Below are 16,663 nucleotides of genomic sequence, written 5' to 3'. Positions count from 1 at the left end.
GAACTCTCATTATTCTTCCCTCATGCTTCTGATCTTTTCCAGTGTTTCAGTCATATCCAGCTCTTCGGCGAGCCCGTCCTGGATCGGTTTTGCCACTTCCTCCATTTCGGAAGTATCCATCTGGTTCACTTCCGCTCCGTCTTCGATGGCAATCTCCTTATACTCCTCATCCTGCGCGAGCACCGCTTCCCGCTCTGCTTCAACGGATGCTTCTGCTGCCTGCATCAGTATGTCCTGTATTTCTTCGGGATATTCGTCAAACCTGTTGCCGTTGGCAAGCAGGAATCTGGTCGTATAATCGTGTGCGGTCTCGGAGATGTATTTGCCGTTCTTTGTCGTATGATGGTTCTGCTGTACGAAGTATGGATATGAGTTCTCAGAGGAGTCCACGACATTCTGCTGCAGTGCCTGGTAGAGTTCGCCCCATGAGACGGATGTCGGAATCGCGCCGGTCTGTTCCCAGAAATCGGATACGACACCGGATGTCTGTGTCCTGATGGTCATCCCGTTCAGATCCGACATTTCCTCTATCGGCTTTTTGCCGTAATAGTGCCTGGCGCCGGCTGACCAGTAGCCGAGCATCTTGAAGTCATTGTCTGACTTCTCATTCACCGTCTCTGCAAACTCCTGCCCGATGTCACCGTCTACCACCTGCTCCCAATGCTCATAGCTCTCGAACAGGTAATGCAGTGCGAAGAAATCAAATTCCGGTATGCCCGTCCGGGTCATGAAGCCCGGTGACACCAGTACGACATCCGCCGCTCCGACCACGAGCTTCTGCACAAGTTCCGGTTCCTCTGTACCGATGGTGCCGGCATGCACCTCAACTTCTATCCGGCCGTCGGACTTCTCCTCAGCCACTTCCTTGAACTTCAGCAGACCCGCCTGGTAGGGACTTTCACTCGAAGTCTGGTTGTGTGCCGCTATGATCTTGATCGGTTCCTCCTTTGTCCCTTCCTCGATATTCTTTACATCGGAACAGGATACAAGGGTCATACTTGTCACTGCTGCAAGCAGGGTCAGAAAAAATTTTTTCATAAATAGTACTCCTCTACTCCAGATTGAAATGTTTCGCTTTTATTTCCCGGTCGTCTTTGACTGCCTTTTTGTTGAGATTGATGATCAGACCATCCAGTATGAGATGCATGGACTGGTCAAACTGATTGCCGAGAGGCTGGATTGTCGGGATGTCATTGTGTTTGGTGCTGGCATCGATGGACAGCACCGCATCGAACGTTTCACGGAGTTCCTTGTCGTCTGATGCAGTGACAAGTGCTGTGTTGCCGCCCAGCCTTTTTGCCTTCTCCGTCATCGTCCTGACCGAGTGTCCTTTGCCTGAACCGCTCAGAATGAGAAGCAGATCTCCTTCCCGGAAAGCGGGTGTCGTCGTTTCTCCAATCACGTAAACTCTGTAGCCGCTGTGCATCAGCCGCATCGCGGTCATCCTGCCCACCAGGCCGCTCCGGCCGTTGCCGTATATATAGATACTGTCCGCTTCTTCGATTTTTGTACCGAGTGCTTCAAGCTCCATCTCATCCACAGAACTGCACACCTTTCCAACCTCTTCAGATACCGTTTTCAAAATTTCATTCATTTGCATAATCCTTCACCGACTCCCTTATTATCAATTCAGGCGTGAACCTGTGCGTTTTAACCGGACGCTCTTCTCCGTTGATGATGTCGAACAAAGACCACGCCGCCTCTGTGCCTATGCTGAATGCCGGCTGGGCCACGACTGTGATTGCCGGGTTGAAGAATTCAGCGAATCCAATATCATCTATGGTAATGATGGAAACATCATCCGGGATGATAAGCCCAAGATGTTTTAGTGCCTTCAGCACTTCAAACAGCGCCAGATCATTCGACACGATCAATGCACCGGGCAGTTTTCCCTCACTTGTCAGACGGCTTATGCAATCTTCCATCACATCGAGTTTTCCAACGATTTCAAAAGTTCCCATGTCGTTCTTCCCGCACAGCCGCCTGTACTCATCCATCCGCTCATGCCTCGGTGTTATTCCACAAAGCGGCTGCGACACAAAACCGATGGCACTGTGCCCTTTCCCGGTAAGGTGGCTGAATGCCACACGGACCGCTGTTTCGTTATCGAGCATGAATGACGGTACTGGGGCACCTTCAATGATCCGGTCAACGAATACTGTCGGGTAACCGTCTGCTGCGAGCCCGGTGAACAGACCGGCATTCCCCTCGGTCGGGATGACTACTATGCCATCTATCTGTTTCGCCCGCAGCATCCTTATATAATCTTCCTCCTTATGCGGATCGTTATCCGCATTGCAGACGATGACATGATAGTTTACGCGCCGTGCATAATCCTCTATCGCCCGGATGATCTGTGTGGAAAAACTATGTAATATATTGGCCACGATGATACCGATGGTCATCGTTTTTTTATCTTTCAGGCTTTTTGCCACGACATTCGGCTGATAGTTCAAGTCCCGGACGGCACGCGAGATCCTCTTCTTTGTATCCTCGCCCATCGCTGTATAACGGCCGTTCAGATAATGGGACACCGTGGTTTTCGAAACATGTGCAGCCTGTGCGACATCGTTGATGGTCACTCTTTTCATACGATAACCTCACATCGTTTACTAAACCGATTTAGTAAATCGGTTCACTAAAGTATAGGATATGTGTAAGCGTTTTACAACCTTTATTTAAAAATTTAGCCAATTTAAAAACCGGGGGCCAACCCCGGTTTTCTCTTAATCCCACTGTTCAGTCCTTCACATGCTCTTCCAGAAATTGCAGGAGATGACGGTCGCTCTCGTCCTTCGCCGCCTCATTGGAGTCGATCGTACCGCCAACTGCAAGACCGCCAACTGCGGGCGGCGCACCAAACAGATGCCCCGCCTCAGGGTATATATCCATCTCTGCCCGATCGCCCAGTGCTTCTCCTATCTCTTTCGCTGCAGTTTCACTCTGCCACATCGCGTCGTCCCCTCCAGCAATCAAAAGGGCGGTTCCACCGAAGTTTGATGTATCGATACGCTTAGCTTCGCTGTTATCATTTGTTTCGACCGCAGAAACATAGGTTTCCCTGTATTTCACCGGGTTCAGTACAATCGAATCGAAAATCGTTCTTGCGAATGCCCAGAAATCCGACTGCTGCAGACTGATGTAAGGCAGATCCTCGTCATCCCATGTCCAGGAAGAATGGGACTCCCGGCCGAAACTGAGACCCTGGAATACATAGCTGCTCGGTGCATACAGTACCAGGTTGCTGATTTCATCATAATAGTTAGTCAGCACGAGCCCAAGTTCCGCGCCTTTGGATGCACCGATTACAGTGACCTCTTCACCTTCAAGTTCTGCATGTTTCAGAAAGTCACCGAAAAATTCCAAAGGTACTTGAGAGAGCTCTTCATTCTGGTTCGGTGCCCCAAAGAAGAACAGTGAATACACTTCATAGCCTTCCTCTGCAAGCTGCAGTGCCATATCAAAATTACTGCTGCCCTCGGAACCTCCGAATACGGCAATGGGCTCAGTTGCAACAGGCGTATCGGGCAACAGATGGAAACCCGACGCCCCGCCCGACTCGAAATACTCTATGGTCCCTCCTGTGAATGAATCCGGATAATCCGACAGATCATGATAATTCGGCATTTCTCCGGACAAATCGTATTTCTGTGTGTTGTATATACGCATGCCGAACACTGCGATGGCGACAGCAACAATAAGGACCACAAAACCCAAAAATACTTTAAGCACAATTTTCATCATCCATCCCCCTGTATCTGTCCAGTCTTTATTCACATACCCTTAAAATGTAAATTCACACCAAAATATTATGAAGATAGACAGCTCATTTCGTCGGGTTGTTCGGACTCAGGTTAAAAAGGGAATAAAGTTGACTGTCAGCCGATTCTGTTACAGAATTAGAGTAGTAGAATCGTCTGTTGTCAGTCACTCAAGCCTTAAGGGAAATGAACAAAGTATCTGAAAAGAATAAGGAGTGGAATTTATGAACCAGGAACAGTTTGATAAAGTCAAAAACGGCAACGGTTTCATTGCTGCACTGGACCAGAGCGGCGGCAGTACACCAAAGGCGCTGAAAGCCTACGGCATAATGGAAGACTCATACTCCGGTGAAGATGAGATGTTCGATCTTGTCCATGACATGCGTACGCGCATCATCACATCCCCTTCGTTCAATGCAGATCAGATTTTGGGTGCCATCCTGTTCGAACAGACGATGGACAGGAAGATCGAGGGCAAATATACCGCTGAATATTTAGCTGATAAAGGGATCGTTCCTTTCCTTAAAGTTGATAAGGGACTTGCTGATGAAGCAAACGGTGTCCAGCTGATGAAGCCGATGCCCGACCTTGACAGCCTGCTCGAGCGTGCAAATGAGCGCGGCGTCTTCGGTACAAAGATGCGCTCAAATGTTCTGGAACCGAACGAACAGGGCATCAAAGAAGTCGTGGACCAGCAGTTTGAAGTCGGCAAACAGATCATTGCTGCAGGACTCGTTCCGATCATTGAGCCTGAAGTGAACGTCTACAGCGACAATAAGGACGAATCAGAGGAAATCCTTAAAAATGAAATCCAAAAGCATCTCGACCAGCTGTCTGAAGATCAGAACGTGATGCTGAAACTTTCAATCCCGACCGTGGCTAACCTCTACAAACCACTCATCGATCATCCGCGCGTCGTCAGAGTCGTCGCCCTCTCCGGCGGCTATTCCCGCGAGGAGGCCAACGAAAAGCTGAAAGAGAATGAGGGGCTCATCGCAAGCTTCTCCCGCGCACTCGCATCAGACCTCAATGCAAACCAGTCTGATGAAGAGTTCAACAAGGCACTGAAGGATGCTGTCGATACGATCTACGACGCATCAGTGAACAAGAAGTAATGACGGCCGGCACTCCCTTCGGAGTGCCGGTATTATATTTTTTCACTTTTACAGTAGACATTTATATGAATGTGATGTATAGTGTCCTTAATAAGATTTTTAAGTACAGCAATATCTAATTCACATGTTACAAAGAGTAATCGTGACTAGACGGTACTTTTTGTAATGTGTGGATTTTTTTATTCCAGCGTATTTAGGATTATTATTAAATATATTTTTGGAGGTCATCATTCATGACACAAGGTACAGTTAAATGGTTCAACGCAGAAAAAGGTTACGGCTTCATCGAAGTTGAAGGCGGAGACGACGTATTCGCTCACTTCTCCAACATCGAAGGCGAAGGCTACAAAACACTTGACGAAGGTCAAGCGGTAGAATTCAACATCGAAGAAGGTCAGCGCGGACCACAAGCTGCTAACATCGTAAAACTTTAATAATAATTAAGTTTTGTTAGATTTAAGAACCTCCCGGCATTTTGCCGGGAGGTTCTTTGTGTTATGCGGGGTTCCTGGAAACGGAGGTACTGCTTTTCCCACTCCTATTCCCTGATCTGTCCCGATCCTTCGACTACATACTTATAGCTTGTGAGCGCCTCAAGTCCCATCGGACCCCTGGCGTGAAGCTTCTGTGTGCTTATACCGATCTCCCCGCCGAACCCGAACATCTCCCCGTCTGTAAAGCGTGTGGAGGCGTTGACATAGACTGCCGCGGAATCGACTTCATTCAGGAAATTCTGGATGGTCTGATAATCTGTTGCGGCGATTACATCCGAATGCCCTGTGGAATATCCGTCGATATGGTCGATTGCCGCCTCATAGCCGTCGACAACTTTCACGGCGATCTCATATCCCAGGTATTCTTCGCTGTAATCCGCTTCTGTGGCGGGCACGGCTTCAGGAATCAGGCTGCATGTCTTTTCATCCCCGTGAATCCCTACACCGGCTTCGAGCAATGCCTCCCCGAGTGCGGGCAATTCCTTCTCTGCAACGCTGTCATCAATGAGCAGTGTCTCCAGTGCATTGCACACGGATACCCTGTGTGTCTTCGAGTTTATGAGCAGTGATTTCGCCATTTCCGGGTCTGCTGACTCATGGACATACAGATGACAGTTCCCGGTTCCTGTCTCTATCACCGGGACGGTGGCCTGTTTCAGCACGGTCTGGATGAGTCCGGCCCCGCCTCTCGGAATGAGGCAGTCCACATGCTCATTCGCCTGCATGAATTCCGCCGCAAGCTCCCTTGAAGGATCCGTGATCAGCTGCACACTTTCTTTTGGCACGGCAGTGCCGGACAATCCTTCCTGCAGTGCTTCAACAATCGCCCTGTTACTGTTCATCGCTTCCTTCCCGCCGCGCAGTATCACAGCGTTTCCCGCTTTCAGGCAAAGTCCCGAAGCATCCACTGTGACGTTCGGACGGGATTCATAGATGATTCCAATCACACCGAGCGGCACGCGTACTTTACCGATCTTGAGTCCCTGTTCGTTCACCCACTGGCCGTCATTCTGTGTCGTCGGATCGGTGAGTTCCGTCATCTGCCTGAGTCCGTCCTGCATGCCGGCCAGACGTTCTTCATTGAGCGTCAGCCTTTCAATCAGCGCATCGCCCAGGCCGTTATTTTTCCCGTTTTCGATATCCTTGCTGTTGGCTTCAAGAATCTTTCCAGTATGGTTCTTCAAACCTTCAATCATCGCTTCAAGCGCTGTGTTCTTTTCCTTGGCGGACAGTTTCCTCAGCACTTTCGCCGCATGTTTCGCCTTCGTTCCCAAATTTTCAATTACTGCTTCTCCTGTCAGTACATTTTCAGTCATATGATTCATTCATCCCCCTGTATCTGTAGTTCGGCTTCGTTCTTTTTGAAAAAGGTTCCCACATCCTCGCCGTTCAGAATATCGAATATGATGTTCGGATTTTCCGCTGAAATGATCATCATGGACTTATTGATCGACATCATCTTCTGGGCCGCCTTCAGTTTCGTCTCCATGCCCCCGGTTGAGAATATGGAGCCTGCACCGCCTGCCATGGACAGTATGTCGGTATCGATTTCACCGACGTATGAAATAAGTGCCGCGTCCGGATTCGTGTGGGGATTGGAATCATACAGTCCGTCCACATCACTCATGATAATGAGAAGGTCCGCATCCACCAGTTCCGCCACTACGGCAGCCAGCGTATCATTCTCTCCGAATTTCGTGCAGTGTCCTGATTCATCCACAGAAACCGCATCATTTTCGTTGATGATGGGTATTATATTCTTGTCCAAAAGCGAATTGATGGATGTGTTACAATTAGCATAAGAGTTGGGGTAGTTGATGATATCCCGCGTCATGAGTATCTGGCCGACATATTGTTCATAGTGCTGGAAAAAACGGCTGTAAAGGTTCATCAAAGCACTCTGGCCGACGGAGGCAAGCGCCTGCTGTTCAGCAACAGCACTCGGATACTTGTCCATTTTGAGCGTGCTCGCCCCTACACCCACAGCCCCGGAAGATACCAATACGACTTCTTTTCCCTGCTGCTGCAAAGATGAACAGACGAAAGCAAGACGGTCAATCTTGTGGTAGTCCACCTTTGTCGGGGATTTCATTATGGAATTCGTACCAATTTTAATGACGACGCGTTTACATTCTTTTAAAATATCACGATTCATCCATTTCACTCCTATTGCTAAAGATAATGCTTTTAATTATACAGAATATAGTATAAAAATCCACCTTATATCCCCGATTATTCTCTTTTTCTATATAATAAAACGTTTTCATTGGTATAATTACATTAATAAAGCAAATGGATCCTTAGTTTGAAAAAATATAATTCCAAACCTGTATATACTTCTGCATCAAAAAGACCGGCCGAAAACCGGCCGGTCTCGCGTCCTATTCTTCATTCAGGTCATCGTGGATCTCTGCGAATTTCCCAGCAGTGTATTCACTCATTCCCCGGTCTTCAACATCCTCCACATAGAGGCTCATCATCATGTCTTTTTCTCCCTGGTCGTAACCGATGAACCATCCGGTTTCAGAACCCCTTGATTCCTGGGAGACTTTGTTCTCGCTGGTGCCCGTCTTGCCTGCAAACTCTGCGTAATCCCGCTCTGTATCATCCGGGTGGTTTTCCGTGACTACCGCCCTCATCGCCTCTTCCAGATAGTTCAGATTTTCCTGGCTGGAAATGCCTTCGATCTGCACTTCATCTTCAGATTCCTTCAGGATGTGGGGCGTGTACACATCACCGCCATTGATGATGGCACTGTATATGGAAGTGATCTGTATCGGTGAAATCATCAACTGTCCCTGTCCATATGCCGTATCTGCCAGCTGGATGTCACTGTCGATTGTCTCTTCGTTCGCCACCTGGCTCGTGTAGATTGGATAGTCTGTATCATAGACATGTCCGATGCCGAGATCTTCCATGCCCTGGACGAACGTTTCGGCCCCGAGATCAAGTGCTGTCTGGGCCATGTAAATGTTGTCAGAGTAGGTCAGTGCCCGTTTAAGGTCGAATTCGCCGTCAATTTCGTGGTAGCGGTTGACCTGATAGCCGCCCCAGGAGCCGTCTTTCTGCCAGCCTTTGCCGGTGATTGTCCGAGTTGCATTCTTGTCAAAGCCTTCTGAATTCATCGCAACGATGGACGTCAGCATCTTCTGGGTCGATCCGGGGGACGTGGCCCGGTTGAACTTATTAAGCAGCGGGTTATCCTCATCTTCATTGAGGGCATCATAGTCGGACTGTGAAATGCCGAACATGAAATCGTAGGGACTCGGACTCGGGTAGCTTACCGTTGCGAGCATATCGCCGTTTGATGGATCCATGGCGACACTTGCCCCTGAATCATCTTCGAGATTCGAGTAGATCGTCTGCTGGATTTCATTGTCAATTGTCAGTTCAACATCCTCGCCGTCTTCCGGTTCTTTGGAGAACAGATTTTCCACTTCTTCTCCGTTCCCGTCAACGATTGAAATATTGTATCCGTGTTCCGGCCTGAGTTTCTCTTCATAGAGTTTTTCAATGCCGCGTTTGCCGATGATATCTCCGGACTGATAGCCTTCACCTGCCTCCATCTCTTCCTGCGTCACTTCACCGACGTGCCCGAGGAGGTGGTATGTGGCGTTATCCAGTGCGTATTCACGGGCAGGTGATTCTGTGACTGAAAGTCCGTTATCGCTGAATTTCTGCTTTTCCTCTTCAGTGAACCTGTGTGCATCCTTGATCGGCACAAACATACCGTCACTGATCCACTCCTGGTCAAACAGGTTCTCCAGGCTCTCTTCACTCATCTCAAGCTCATCGGCAAGTGAGAGGATATCCTCTTCGTTTGTTGAGCCGGCAGTATACCCGACTGTTTCCTTCACACCATTGAACGCAAGTTGTTCGCCATCTCTGTCAAGGATTTCACCGCGTTCACCATTCAACGGTTCTATGTTGAGTTCATTATCCGCAAGACCCGGTATGATCATATCCGGTGTCCATTCGACGAACCAGTCACCCGCTTCATCATCATATGACAGCAGGATTTCATAATCCCGCTTCAATTCACCATATGCCGTATCCATCGTCAGTTCGCCGGTATATTTTTTGGAATTGTCATCAGAACCCGATTCGGATTCCTCGAGATTATCCAGTGTCACCTGTTCGACGCCGAGGCTGTCAAAAACCTGTGCACTTCGGTCCACCACTTCCTCCTCGGAATATGAACCTTTTGCTTCATCACTGACATAGCCATACAGTCCGTCGAAATTCTGCTTCTCATAGGCAGCAGTGAAGCTGTCCAGTGTTTCATCTTCAGATTTCTGCAGGAGACCGGAATTCAGTACCAGGAGTACCGCTGCACCGAGCGCCACAACCGCCAGACCTATCCATACTATTTTCTTTTTCACTTTCTCACCCTAACATTAAAATCGAGATTAAGGTCATTATACAGAAATTCACCCGCTCCTGAAATCAATTACCTTCCGGATACAGTTCCAAACTCATACTCAGTACCCATTACAAACAAGTCCCATTTGACCTATCATTGAATTTAGCTTACCATTTAAATATATTAATTGATTAAGGGCAGTGCGCTTATGATATTTATAATTAGGAGGTAATTACTATGGCATATGTAATTCTTCAACCGTGCATGGAGGAAAAATCCGGAGATTGCGTTGAAGTTTGTCCTGTAGATTGCATAGAAGAAGGTCCGGACCAGTTCTACATCGATCCGGAAATCTGCATCGACTGCGGTGCATGCGTAACGGCATGTCCGGTGGATGCGATCGTGGAAGAATACGAAATGACACCTGAAGATGAACCGTTCCTTGAGAAAGCCGAGAAATTCTACGGCATCAAGTAACGATCACAATCCGACATACTGATTCCCCGGACACGGAAGACATTTCTCCCGTGTCCGGGGAATTTTCATTCATCCGGCATTCCGGCATCCTCCGCCGGCCGCCACCCTTTTTGAAGTTCATCTATGCTGAGGCCAAAGTCCATCTGCAGATGGGGGTAGTCTGGAAAGTCCTCCCAGTCCCCGCCCCACTCAAATCCGAGCGATTTGGCGATATCCGCGACTTCAATCCAATCAGACTTTCCGTTACCATTGCCGTCATATGCCGTATCCCAGATGATCTCCCCCTCTTCATCCCTTAGTGCAAAGTCGACGGCAAGACCATAGTTATGATAGGATTCGCCGCCTCTGGCCCGCGTAACTATCTCACCTTCTGAAGTGCGTCCCTGTTCATACAGTTCATCCTGCTGACTGACAGAACGGATGTCCTCTGTGATGACAACATCTATATCCCGTTCCGCCGCCCGGTCAAGCAGAATATTTTTATACTCCTCGACCGCCGGGTGCAGTTCTTTTGGCATCGGTGCATTTTCATCAAACTCCTCGTATCGCCCGTCCATATGGTTGCAGGCGGCAACGAGCATGATCAGAATCAGTAAGGCCACCCCTTTAAGCAGTCTGTTCTTCCTGTCTTTCATATTTACATACCTCTTTATCCTTTCCTGCGTCGTGCCCTCTTCTCACTTTCATCCACAAGCTTCGCCCCGGTAAGGTCTCCGGTGATATTGAGCGAGGTCGATCCCATCTGTATGATGGCGTCAACCCCTGCAACAATGGCGACGACTTCGAGCGGCAGCCCCGCCTGGGTCAGGACGATGGATAGCGCAACGATCCCCGCACCCGGGACGCCGGCTGTACCGATGGATGTGAGAGTGGCTGTCACCACGATCAGGAACATGCCCGAAAGTGTCAGATCCTCACCTGCAATCGTTGCAGCAAATATTGCCGCTATCCCAAGCCGGATGGCGGCGCCATCCATATTGACAGTCGCGCCGATCGGTATGGTGAAAGATGACACTTCCTCGCTAATCTCAGCTTTTTTGGCGGATTCCAACGTGACCGGCAGTGTACCGAGACTTGATGACGTGATGAATGAAACAGCCATCGCCTCCCTGATATTTTTGAAGAATTTTATGACCGGCACCTTGAATATCAAAAGCAGCACCAAATATACTGCCAGCAGATGGACGATGAAAGCACTGTAGGTTACAACAGTCAGTGCAATCAGTGATCCAAGCACTTCAAGTGACTGGTTGCCGAATGTCGATGCCCCGATGCCGAACACACCAATCGGTGCATACTGCAGCACGCCCTTCAATATTTTGAGCGTCGCTTCCGTAATGGCGTCCGAAATATCAAAGAGCAGACCGCCGAGGCGCTTCATCCGTCTGTCCTCACTGTAGCGCATGTAGGAAATCGCAAAACCGAATACCAGTGCTGCGAATACGATGGCCAGAACATCCGCTTCCACCAGCGCTTCAAAAATATTGGATGGAACAATGTTCAACAATGTCTCCACAAATGACGGAGCCTCCGGCGTCTCGACCTTGGCATCTCCAAGTGTGACACCCCTCGCCGGATTGAAGACGACAGAGAAGATGATGCCGACAGTCACTGCGATGGCGGTGGTCAGAAGATAATACGCGAATATCTTGCCGCCCACCCTGCCGAGACCGGCGGGGTTGGAGTTATTCGCAGCCACGATGAGCGTGAAAAGGATGAGCGGGATGACGATCATCTGCAGCAAATTGAGGAACAGCGTTCCCAATGGTTCAAAGATGCCGGCAGACGGCCCGAGTATGAGTCCGGTGATGATTCCCAGTATGAAACCGATGGACATTTTCACAAGCAGCGGTGTTTCCAGGTACTTTTTGAACAGTTTCATGGCATACCCCTTCAAGTATGACTTATACAGCAGACACTTTATATGTTTATACCCTGAAACGCTTTGAGTAATTTCATTTTACATGTTTTCGGCATATAAAAAGGAGGCGACCCTTTTCGGGACTGCCTCCTTCGCTATTCTGTACAAATGTAAGCGGGATTACATCATGCCCGGCATTCCGCCGCCCATACCGCCCATATCAGGGGCGCCACCGCCGTTTTCTTCAGGAATGTCAGCGACTACCGCTTCTGTTGTCAGGAACATAGCAGCGACTGAACCTGCGTTCTGCAATGCGGAACGTGTCACTTTTGTAGGATCCACGATTCCCGCTTCGATCATGTTGACCCATTCGTCTGTTGCCGCGTTGTAGCCGACGCCCGCTTCCTGGGTCTTCAGTTTTTCTACGATGACTGAGCCTTCCATGCCAGCGTTTTCCACGATTTGGCGAAGCGGTGCTTCAAGGGCTTTGAGAACGATGTTCACACCGGTCTTGACGTCCCCTTCCGCTTCGATTTCGGATACTTTCTTATGCACGGAAACGAGCGCAGTTCCGCCGCCTGAAACGATGCCTTCCTCTACAGCTGCGCGTGTGGAGTTGAGTGCATCTTCGATGCGGAGTTTGCGTTCTTTCATCTCAGTTTCAGTCGCAGCGCCGACTTTGACGACTGCCACGCCGCCTGAAAGCTTGGCAAGGCGCTCCTGGAGTTTTTCCTTGTCAAAGCTTGATGTTGTTTCTTCAAGCTGCGCTCTGATTTGTCCGACACGTGCATCGATATTATCTTTTTCACCGGCACCTTCGACGATAGTCGTATCATCTTTTGTGACGTTGACTTTGGAGGCTGTACCCAGCATATCGATTGTCGTATCTTTAAGGTCAAGACCAAGGTCTTCTGTAACAACCTGTCCGCCTGTAAGGACTGCGATATCCTCAAGCATCGCTTTGCGGCGGTCACCGAAGCCGGGTGCCTTCACAGCAATTGCTGTGAATGTGCCGCGCAGTTTGTTCAGCACAATGTTTGCCATCGCGTCACCTTCAACATCATCAGCGATGATGAGAATCGGGCGGGACTGCTGTACCACCTGCTCGAGCAGCGGCAGAATATCCTGGAAGTTGGAGATTTTCTTATCCGTAACAAGGATATAAGGGTTATCAAGGTCTGCAACCATCTTTTCAGAGTCTGTCACCATGTATGGTGAAGTATATCCGCGGTCGAACTGCATCCCTTCAACCACTTCAAGTTCAGTCTTGAATCCGCGGGATTCTTCGATGGTGATGACACCATCCTTGCCGACCTTTTCCATTGCTTCTGAAATGTACTCGCCGATTTCAGGGTCATCGGAAGAAATCGCACCGACCTGCGCAATGGCCTCTTTATCCTGTACCGGCCGGGAAATGTTCTGCAGTTCTGCCACACCGGCTTCGACCGCTTTGCCGATACCTGTTCTGATGCCGACAGGGTTCGCGCCGCTTGCCACGTTCTTCAGCCCCTCCTGGATCATTGCCTGGGCGAGGACCGTTGCGGTTGTCGTACCGTCTCCCGCAATTTCATTCGTCTGGTTCGCAACTTCGGCCACCAGTTTCGCACCCATGTTTTCATAAGCATCTTCAAGCTCAATCTCTTTTGCGATTGTCACACCGTCATTTGTGATGAGCGGTGCAGTGAATGATTTATCCAGAACGACGTTGCGCCCTTTCGGACCAAGCGTCACTTTTACAGCATTTGCAAGTTTATCGACACCATCGAGCATCGATTTGCGAGCGTCTTCTGAGAACTTTATTTCTTTTGCCATGTGTAAAATTCCTCCTAAAAATCATATATTAATGTATTATCGTTCCATTATCAGCAGATTATCCGATGACTGCCAGAATGTCCGTTTCAGAAACGATCAGATAATCCTTGTCTCCATGTTTGATTTCTGTACCGGCGAATTTGGAATAAACCACACGATCGCCTTCTTTAACTTCAAGTTCCACCTTATTGCCATTGTCCAGAACTCTGCCGGAACCTACAGCAACGACTGTACCTTCCTGCGGTTTCTCTTTCGCTGATTCAGTCAGGATGATGCCGCTTTTAGTCGTTTCTTCCTTTTGAGTCAGATCAATAACTACCCGATTGCCTAATGGTTTCAACACGTGAAAGCCCTCCTTAGATAAGTTAAAATAAAATGGATGTTAGCACTCGATAGTTCTTAGTGCCAGCAATTTAAATAATAATCAAAGTTGGTCAAAAATGCAAGGATTTTCTCTTTGCTTTAACCTAACAATAATTTCATGTAAAATAAAGCTATTGAAAATTGGAGGTTCTATCGTGAGACAGCTGTACAGTGCACTAATTATCGTCGTATTCATCGCGGTCCAACTGGCCGTGCTGCCAATATCATTCATACTGGCATTCACAACCCCCGGCATGACAGAAACAGAGATGCTCGATGCCATCATGCCATACCAGGCCATCGCCTTTGCCATAGGCGTCGTCATCGTGATTGCCATCGGGCATATCCATAAGAACAAAAACAGGATCGAACGCGGCAGACAATCCGATATCCCCGTCACCATCGCATGGATCATCGGCGGTGTCTTCATCGCCTACGGCTCACAGGTGCTGGCGGGACTCTTCAATGTCTATGTGCTCGGCAATCCGCTCGAAAGCGAGAACACATCCGGAATCATTGAAATGATCGAGTCCGCACCGTTCATGATACTCGTCGTCGCATTGCTCGGTCCGATACTCGAGGAATATGTGTTCAGGCGGGCGATATTCGGTGAAATCTATGAAATGATACCCGGGCCCAAAATCGTCGGTTTCCTTGTCGCCGGACTGCTGAGCGGCCTGGTTTTCGCCCTTGCCCACTGGGATTTCACGCATATCGTCATCTATCTTGCCATGGCCTATGCATTCAGCTTCCTCTACGTCATCAGCGGACGGCTGCTTGTGCCGATACTTGTCCATATGATCATGAACGGCATCGTGGTGCTGATCCAGGTGATCTTCAAGGATTATATTGAACAGCTCGAAGAGATACAGCAGGGGCTCGGCGTCATCATCAACCTGCTTATGTAATGCAAAAAACGGATCCTGTCGGATCCGTTTTTTGCATTTCTCTTCATTCATCTTCCATCCGCGCTTCACATGTCTCTATGATCTTCCTTAAGGCGGTGATGCGTGCATACCGTTTGTCATTACCGGGGATCACGTGCCATGGCGCGTAATCCGTGCTGGTCTGACGGACCATGTCCTCCCCTGCTTCTATATAGAAATCCCACTTTTCACGGTTTCGCCAGTCTTCGTCTGTCAGTTTCCATGCCTTGTCGGGATCATCTTCCCGGTCCTCGAACCTCTCGAGCTGTTCATCCTTATCCAGCGACAGGAAGAATTTGATGATGATCGCACCGGAGTTATACAGAGATTTTTCAAAGTCATTTATCTCTTTGTACGACCGCTTCCACTCGTCGTTTGTTGCGAATCCTTCTATGCGCTCAACCAGCACCCTGCCGTACCAGCTTCTGTCGAAAAATCCGATATGGCCGCTTCTCGGCACGTTTGTCGCAAACCGCCATAGATGATGATGTGCCTTCTCCATATCCGTCGGTGCGCCGGCGGCATTGACGGTGTAGCCCGTCGGGTCGAGCAGTTTGCGTGTCCGTTCTATATTGCCGCCCTTGCCTGCTGCATCCATCCCTTCATAGACGAGGACGAGGGGAATCTTCTTTTCATAGAGCTGGAACTGTATTTCCCGCATCCGTTCCTGCAGTCCGGGCAGAATTTCCTTATACTTCTTCTTTTTGATCTTCTCCCTCCCAAAATCAAATTTGAAGAGCTCCGCTTCATAATCTTCACTGAAATCTCCATCCGCGGCATCTTCCGTTTTTTTCCCGTCTGCATCTATCCGCTTCTCCAGACGGTCTATGATCGTCCGGAACATTCTATTGACCGCCTGACCCCTGTCTTCAAAATCAAGCACCGTCCACGGGCAGGCGGCGGAGGCTTTCAGGAATGGCTCCATTTCCGCTTCGTAATCGAAGTTCTCCATCCGTTCCTGGTATTCCTCCGCCTTCCACTTGAGCAGCGGATTGTCATGCAGTTTATCGATATGTTCCAGTTTTATCTCATCATCCGCATGTATATAGAATTTGATGATTTCATATCCATTATGCATCATTGTATCCTCAAAGTTCTCGATGTCGTCTTTGATATCCTCATAATCCGCATGTATATTCTCTCTGATCCCCCGCGCTTTATATTCAATATACTGCGAATACCAGCTGCGGAAATGGATGTTTATATCCCCGTTTTTCGGCAGATGGTTCCAATATCTCTGAAGGAACGGGTACCTCAGATCCAGTTCCCTCGGCGGCCTCGTCGCAATGAAATCCGTATACTTGGCATCAAGCACCATATACAGTGCATTGGACAGCCTGGATTTGCCCGAAGCCGGTGCCCCTTCTATCACAATCATCACAGGCACACCCATCTTTTTCGTTTTGCGTGTCACTTCACCGATCCTGTTTTCCAGGTTTTCATCTATTTCAACCATTCGCTCACCTCTCAAAATCTTATATACTTTCCCAA

At 48.9% G+C, this 16,663-nt stretch carries 16 protein-coding genes; 4 read left to right on the top strand and 12 right to left on the bottom strand.

Going from position 1 to position 16,663, the window contains the following annotated elements; translation table 11 throughout:
• Positions 1–9: 9 nt before the first annotated feature.
• The 4 genes from WN59_RS12625 to WN59_RS12610 all read right to left on the bottom strand — a co-directional run bounded on the left by WN59_RS12625 (position 10) and on the right by WN59_RS12610 (position 3,741).
• A complete protein-coding gene (locus WN59_RS12625; protein ID WP_046580674.1) occupies positions 10–1,038 on the bottom strand; it encodes a TRAP transporter substrate-binding protein in 1,029 nt (342 codons plus the stop codon).
• 13 nt (positions 1,039–1,051) lie between these two features.
• Complete coding sequence (gene hxlB / locus WN59_RS12620; RefSeq protein ID WP_046580672.1) at positions 1,052–1,594, bottom strand: 6-phospho-3-hexuloisomerase; 543 nt, start codon at positions 1,592–1,594, stop codon at positions 1,052–1,054.
• Positions 1,587–2,591, bottom strand: coding sequence for a substrate-binding domain-containing protein (locus tag WN59_RS12615; protein WP_046580670.1), 1,005 nt, complete (start codon positions 2,589–2,591; stop codon positions 1,587–1,589). The genes hxlB and WN59_RS12615 overlap by 8 nt, the downstream gene beginning before the upstream one ends.
• 148 nt (positions 2,592–2,739) lie before the next feature.
• Entirely contained in the window at positions 2,740–3,741 is a 1,002-nt protein-coding gene (locus tag WN59_RS12610; RefSeq protein ID WP_046580668.1) for an acyl-CoA thioester hydrolase/BAAT C-terminal domain-containing protein, read from the bottom strand.
• A gap of 244 nt (positions 3,742–3,985) precedes the next feature.
• Between WN59_RS12610 and WN59_RS12605 the strand changes: the two genes are divergently transcribed.
• Together WN59_RS12605 and WN59_RS12600 are read left to right on the top strand one after the other, a co-directional pair.
• A complete protein-coding gene (locus WN59_RS12605) occupies positions 3,986–4,876 on the top strand; it encodes a fructose bisphosphate aldolase (protein WP_046580666.1) in 891 nt (296 codons plus the stop codon).
• A 233-nt stretch (positions 4,877–5,109) separates the two neighbouring features.
• Positions 5,110–5,310, top strand: a complete 201-nt coding sequence (locus tag WN59_RS12600; RefSeq protein ID WP_017549549.1) for a cold-shock protein — start codon at positions 5,110–5,112, stop codon at positions 5,308–5,310.
• A gap of 104 nt (positions 5,311–5,414) precedes the next feature.
• On the opposite strand, the gene WN59_RS12595 is transcribed toward WN59_RS12600, so the two are convergent.
• From WN59_RS12595 to WN59_RS12585, 3 genes are all read right to left on the bottom strand, one after another.
• Positions 5,415–6,686 carry a glutamate-5-semialdehyde dehydrogenase gene (locus tag WN59_RS12595; protein ID WP_197073428.1) on the bottom strand — a complete coding sequence of 424 codons (1,272 nt, stop codon included), beginning with the start codon at positions 6,684–6,686 and terminating at the stop codon, positions 5,415–5,417.
• Positions 6,687–6,691: 5 nt separating this feature from the next.
• Entirely contained in the window at positions 6,692–7,525 is an 834-nt protein-coding gene (gene proB, locus WN59_RS12590) for a glutamate 5-kinase (RefSeq protein WP_046517933.1), read from the bottom strand.
• A 226-nt stretch (positions 7,526–7,751) separates the two neighbouring features.
• On the bottom strand, positions 7,752–9,752 hold the full coding sequence (locus tag WN59_RS12585; protein ID WP_046517929.1) for a penicillin-binding transpeptidase domain-containing protein: 2,001 nt from the start codon (positions 9,750–9,752) through the stop codon (positions 7,752–7,754).
• Between the two features lie 218 nt (positions 9,753–9,970).
• On the opposite strand from WN59_RS12585, the gene WN59_RS12580 reads away from it, so the two are divergent.
• Positions 9,971–10,210, top strand: coding sequence for an indolepyruvate ferredoxin oxidoreductase subunit alpha (locus WN59_RS12580; protein ID WP_017549553.1), 240 nt, complete (start codon positions 9,971–9,973; stop codon positions 10,208–10,210).
• A gap of 65 nt (positions 10,211–10,275) precedes the next feature.
• Here the strand turns inward: WN59_RS12580 and WN59_RS12575 are convergent, their stop codons facing one another.
• From WN59_RS12575 to groES, 4 genes are all read right to left on the bottom strand, one after another.
• Complete coding sequence (locus WN59_RS12575) at positions 10,276–10,845, bottom strand: M15 family metallopeptidase (RefSeq protein ID WP_052747443.1); 570 nt, start codon at positions 10,843–10,845, stop codon at positions 10,276–10,278.
• Between the two features lie 14 nt (positions 10,846–10,859).
• On the bottom strand, positions 10,860–12,092 hold the full coding sequence (locus WN59_RS12570; RefSeq protein WP_046517925.1) for a dicarboxylate/amino acid:cation symporter: 1,233 nt from the start codon (positions 12,090–12,092) through the stop codon (positions 10,860–10,862).
• A gap of 159 nt (positions 12,093–12,251) precedes the next feature.
• Complete coding sequence (gene groL, locus WN59_RS12565; protein ID WP_046517922.1) at positions 12,252–13,883, bottom strand: chaperonin GroEL; 1,632 nt, start codon at positions 13,881–13,883, stop codon at positions 12,252–12,254.
• 58 nt (positions 13,884–13,941) lie between these two features.
• Positions 13,942–14,226 (bottom strand): co-chaperone GroES, encoded by a 285-nt coding sequence (gene groES, locus WN59_RS12560; RefSeq protein WP_046517920.1) that lies wholly within the window; start codon positions 14,224–14,226, stop codon positions 13,942–13,944.
• 175 nt (positions 14,227–14,401) lie between these two features.
• Between groES and WN59_RS12555 the strand changes: the two genes are divergently transcribed.
• Positions 14,402–15,154 (top strand): CPBP family intramembrane glutamic endopeptidase, encoded by a 753-nt coding sequence (locus tag WN59_RS12555; RefSeq protein WP_046517917.1) that lies wholly within the window; start codon positions 14,402–14,404, stop codon positions 15,152–15,154.
• A gap of 43 nt (positions 15,155–15,197) precedes the next feature.
• Here the strand turns inward: WN59_RS12555 and WN59_RS12550 are convergent, their stop codons facing one another.
• Positions 15,198–16,628 (bottom strand): phosphate--AMP phosphotransferase, encoded by a 1,431-nt coding sequence (locus WN59_RS12550; protein WP_046517911.1) that lies wholly within the window; start codon positions 16,626–16,628, stop codon positions 15,198–15,200.
• Positions 16,629–16,663 lie beyond the last annotated feature (35 nt).

It is taken from the genome of Salinicoccus sediminis (assembly GCF_000986795.1).
GTDB lineage: Bacteria > Bacillota > Bacilli > Staphylococcales > Salinicoccaceae > Salinicoccus > Salinicoccus sediminis.
This window is presented reverse-complemented; position numbering and strand designations above follow the sequence as displayed.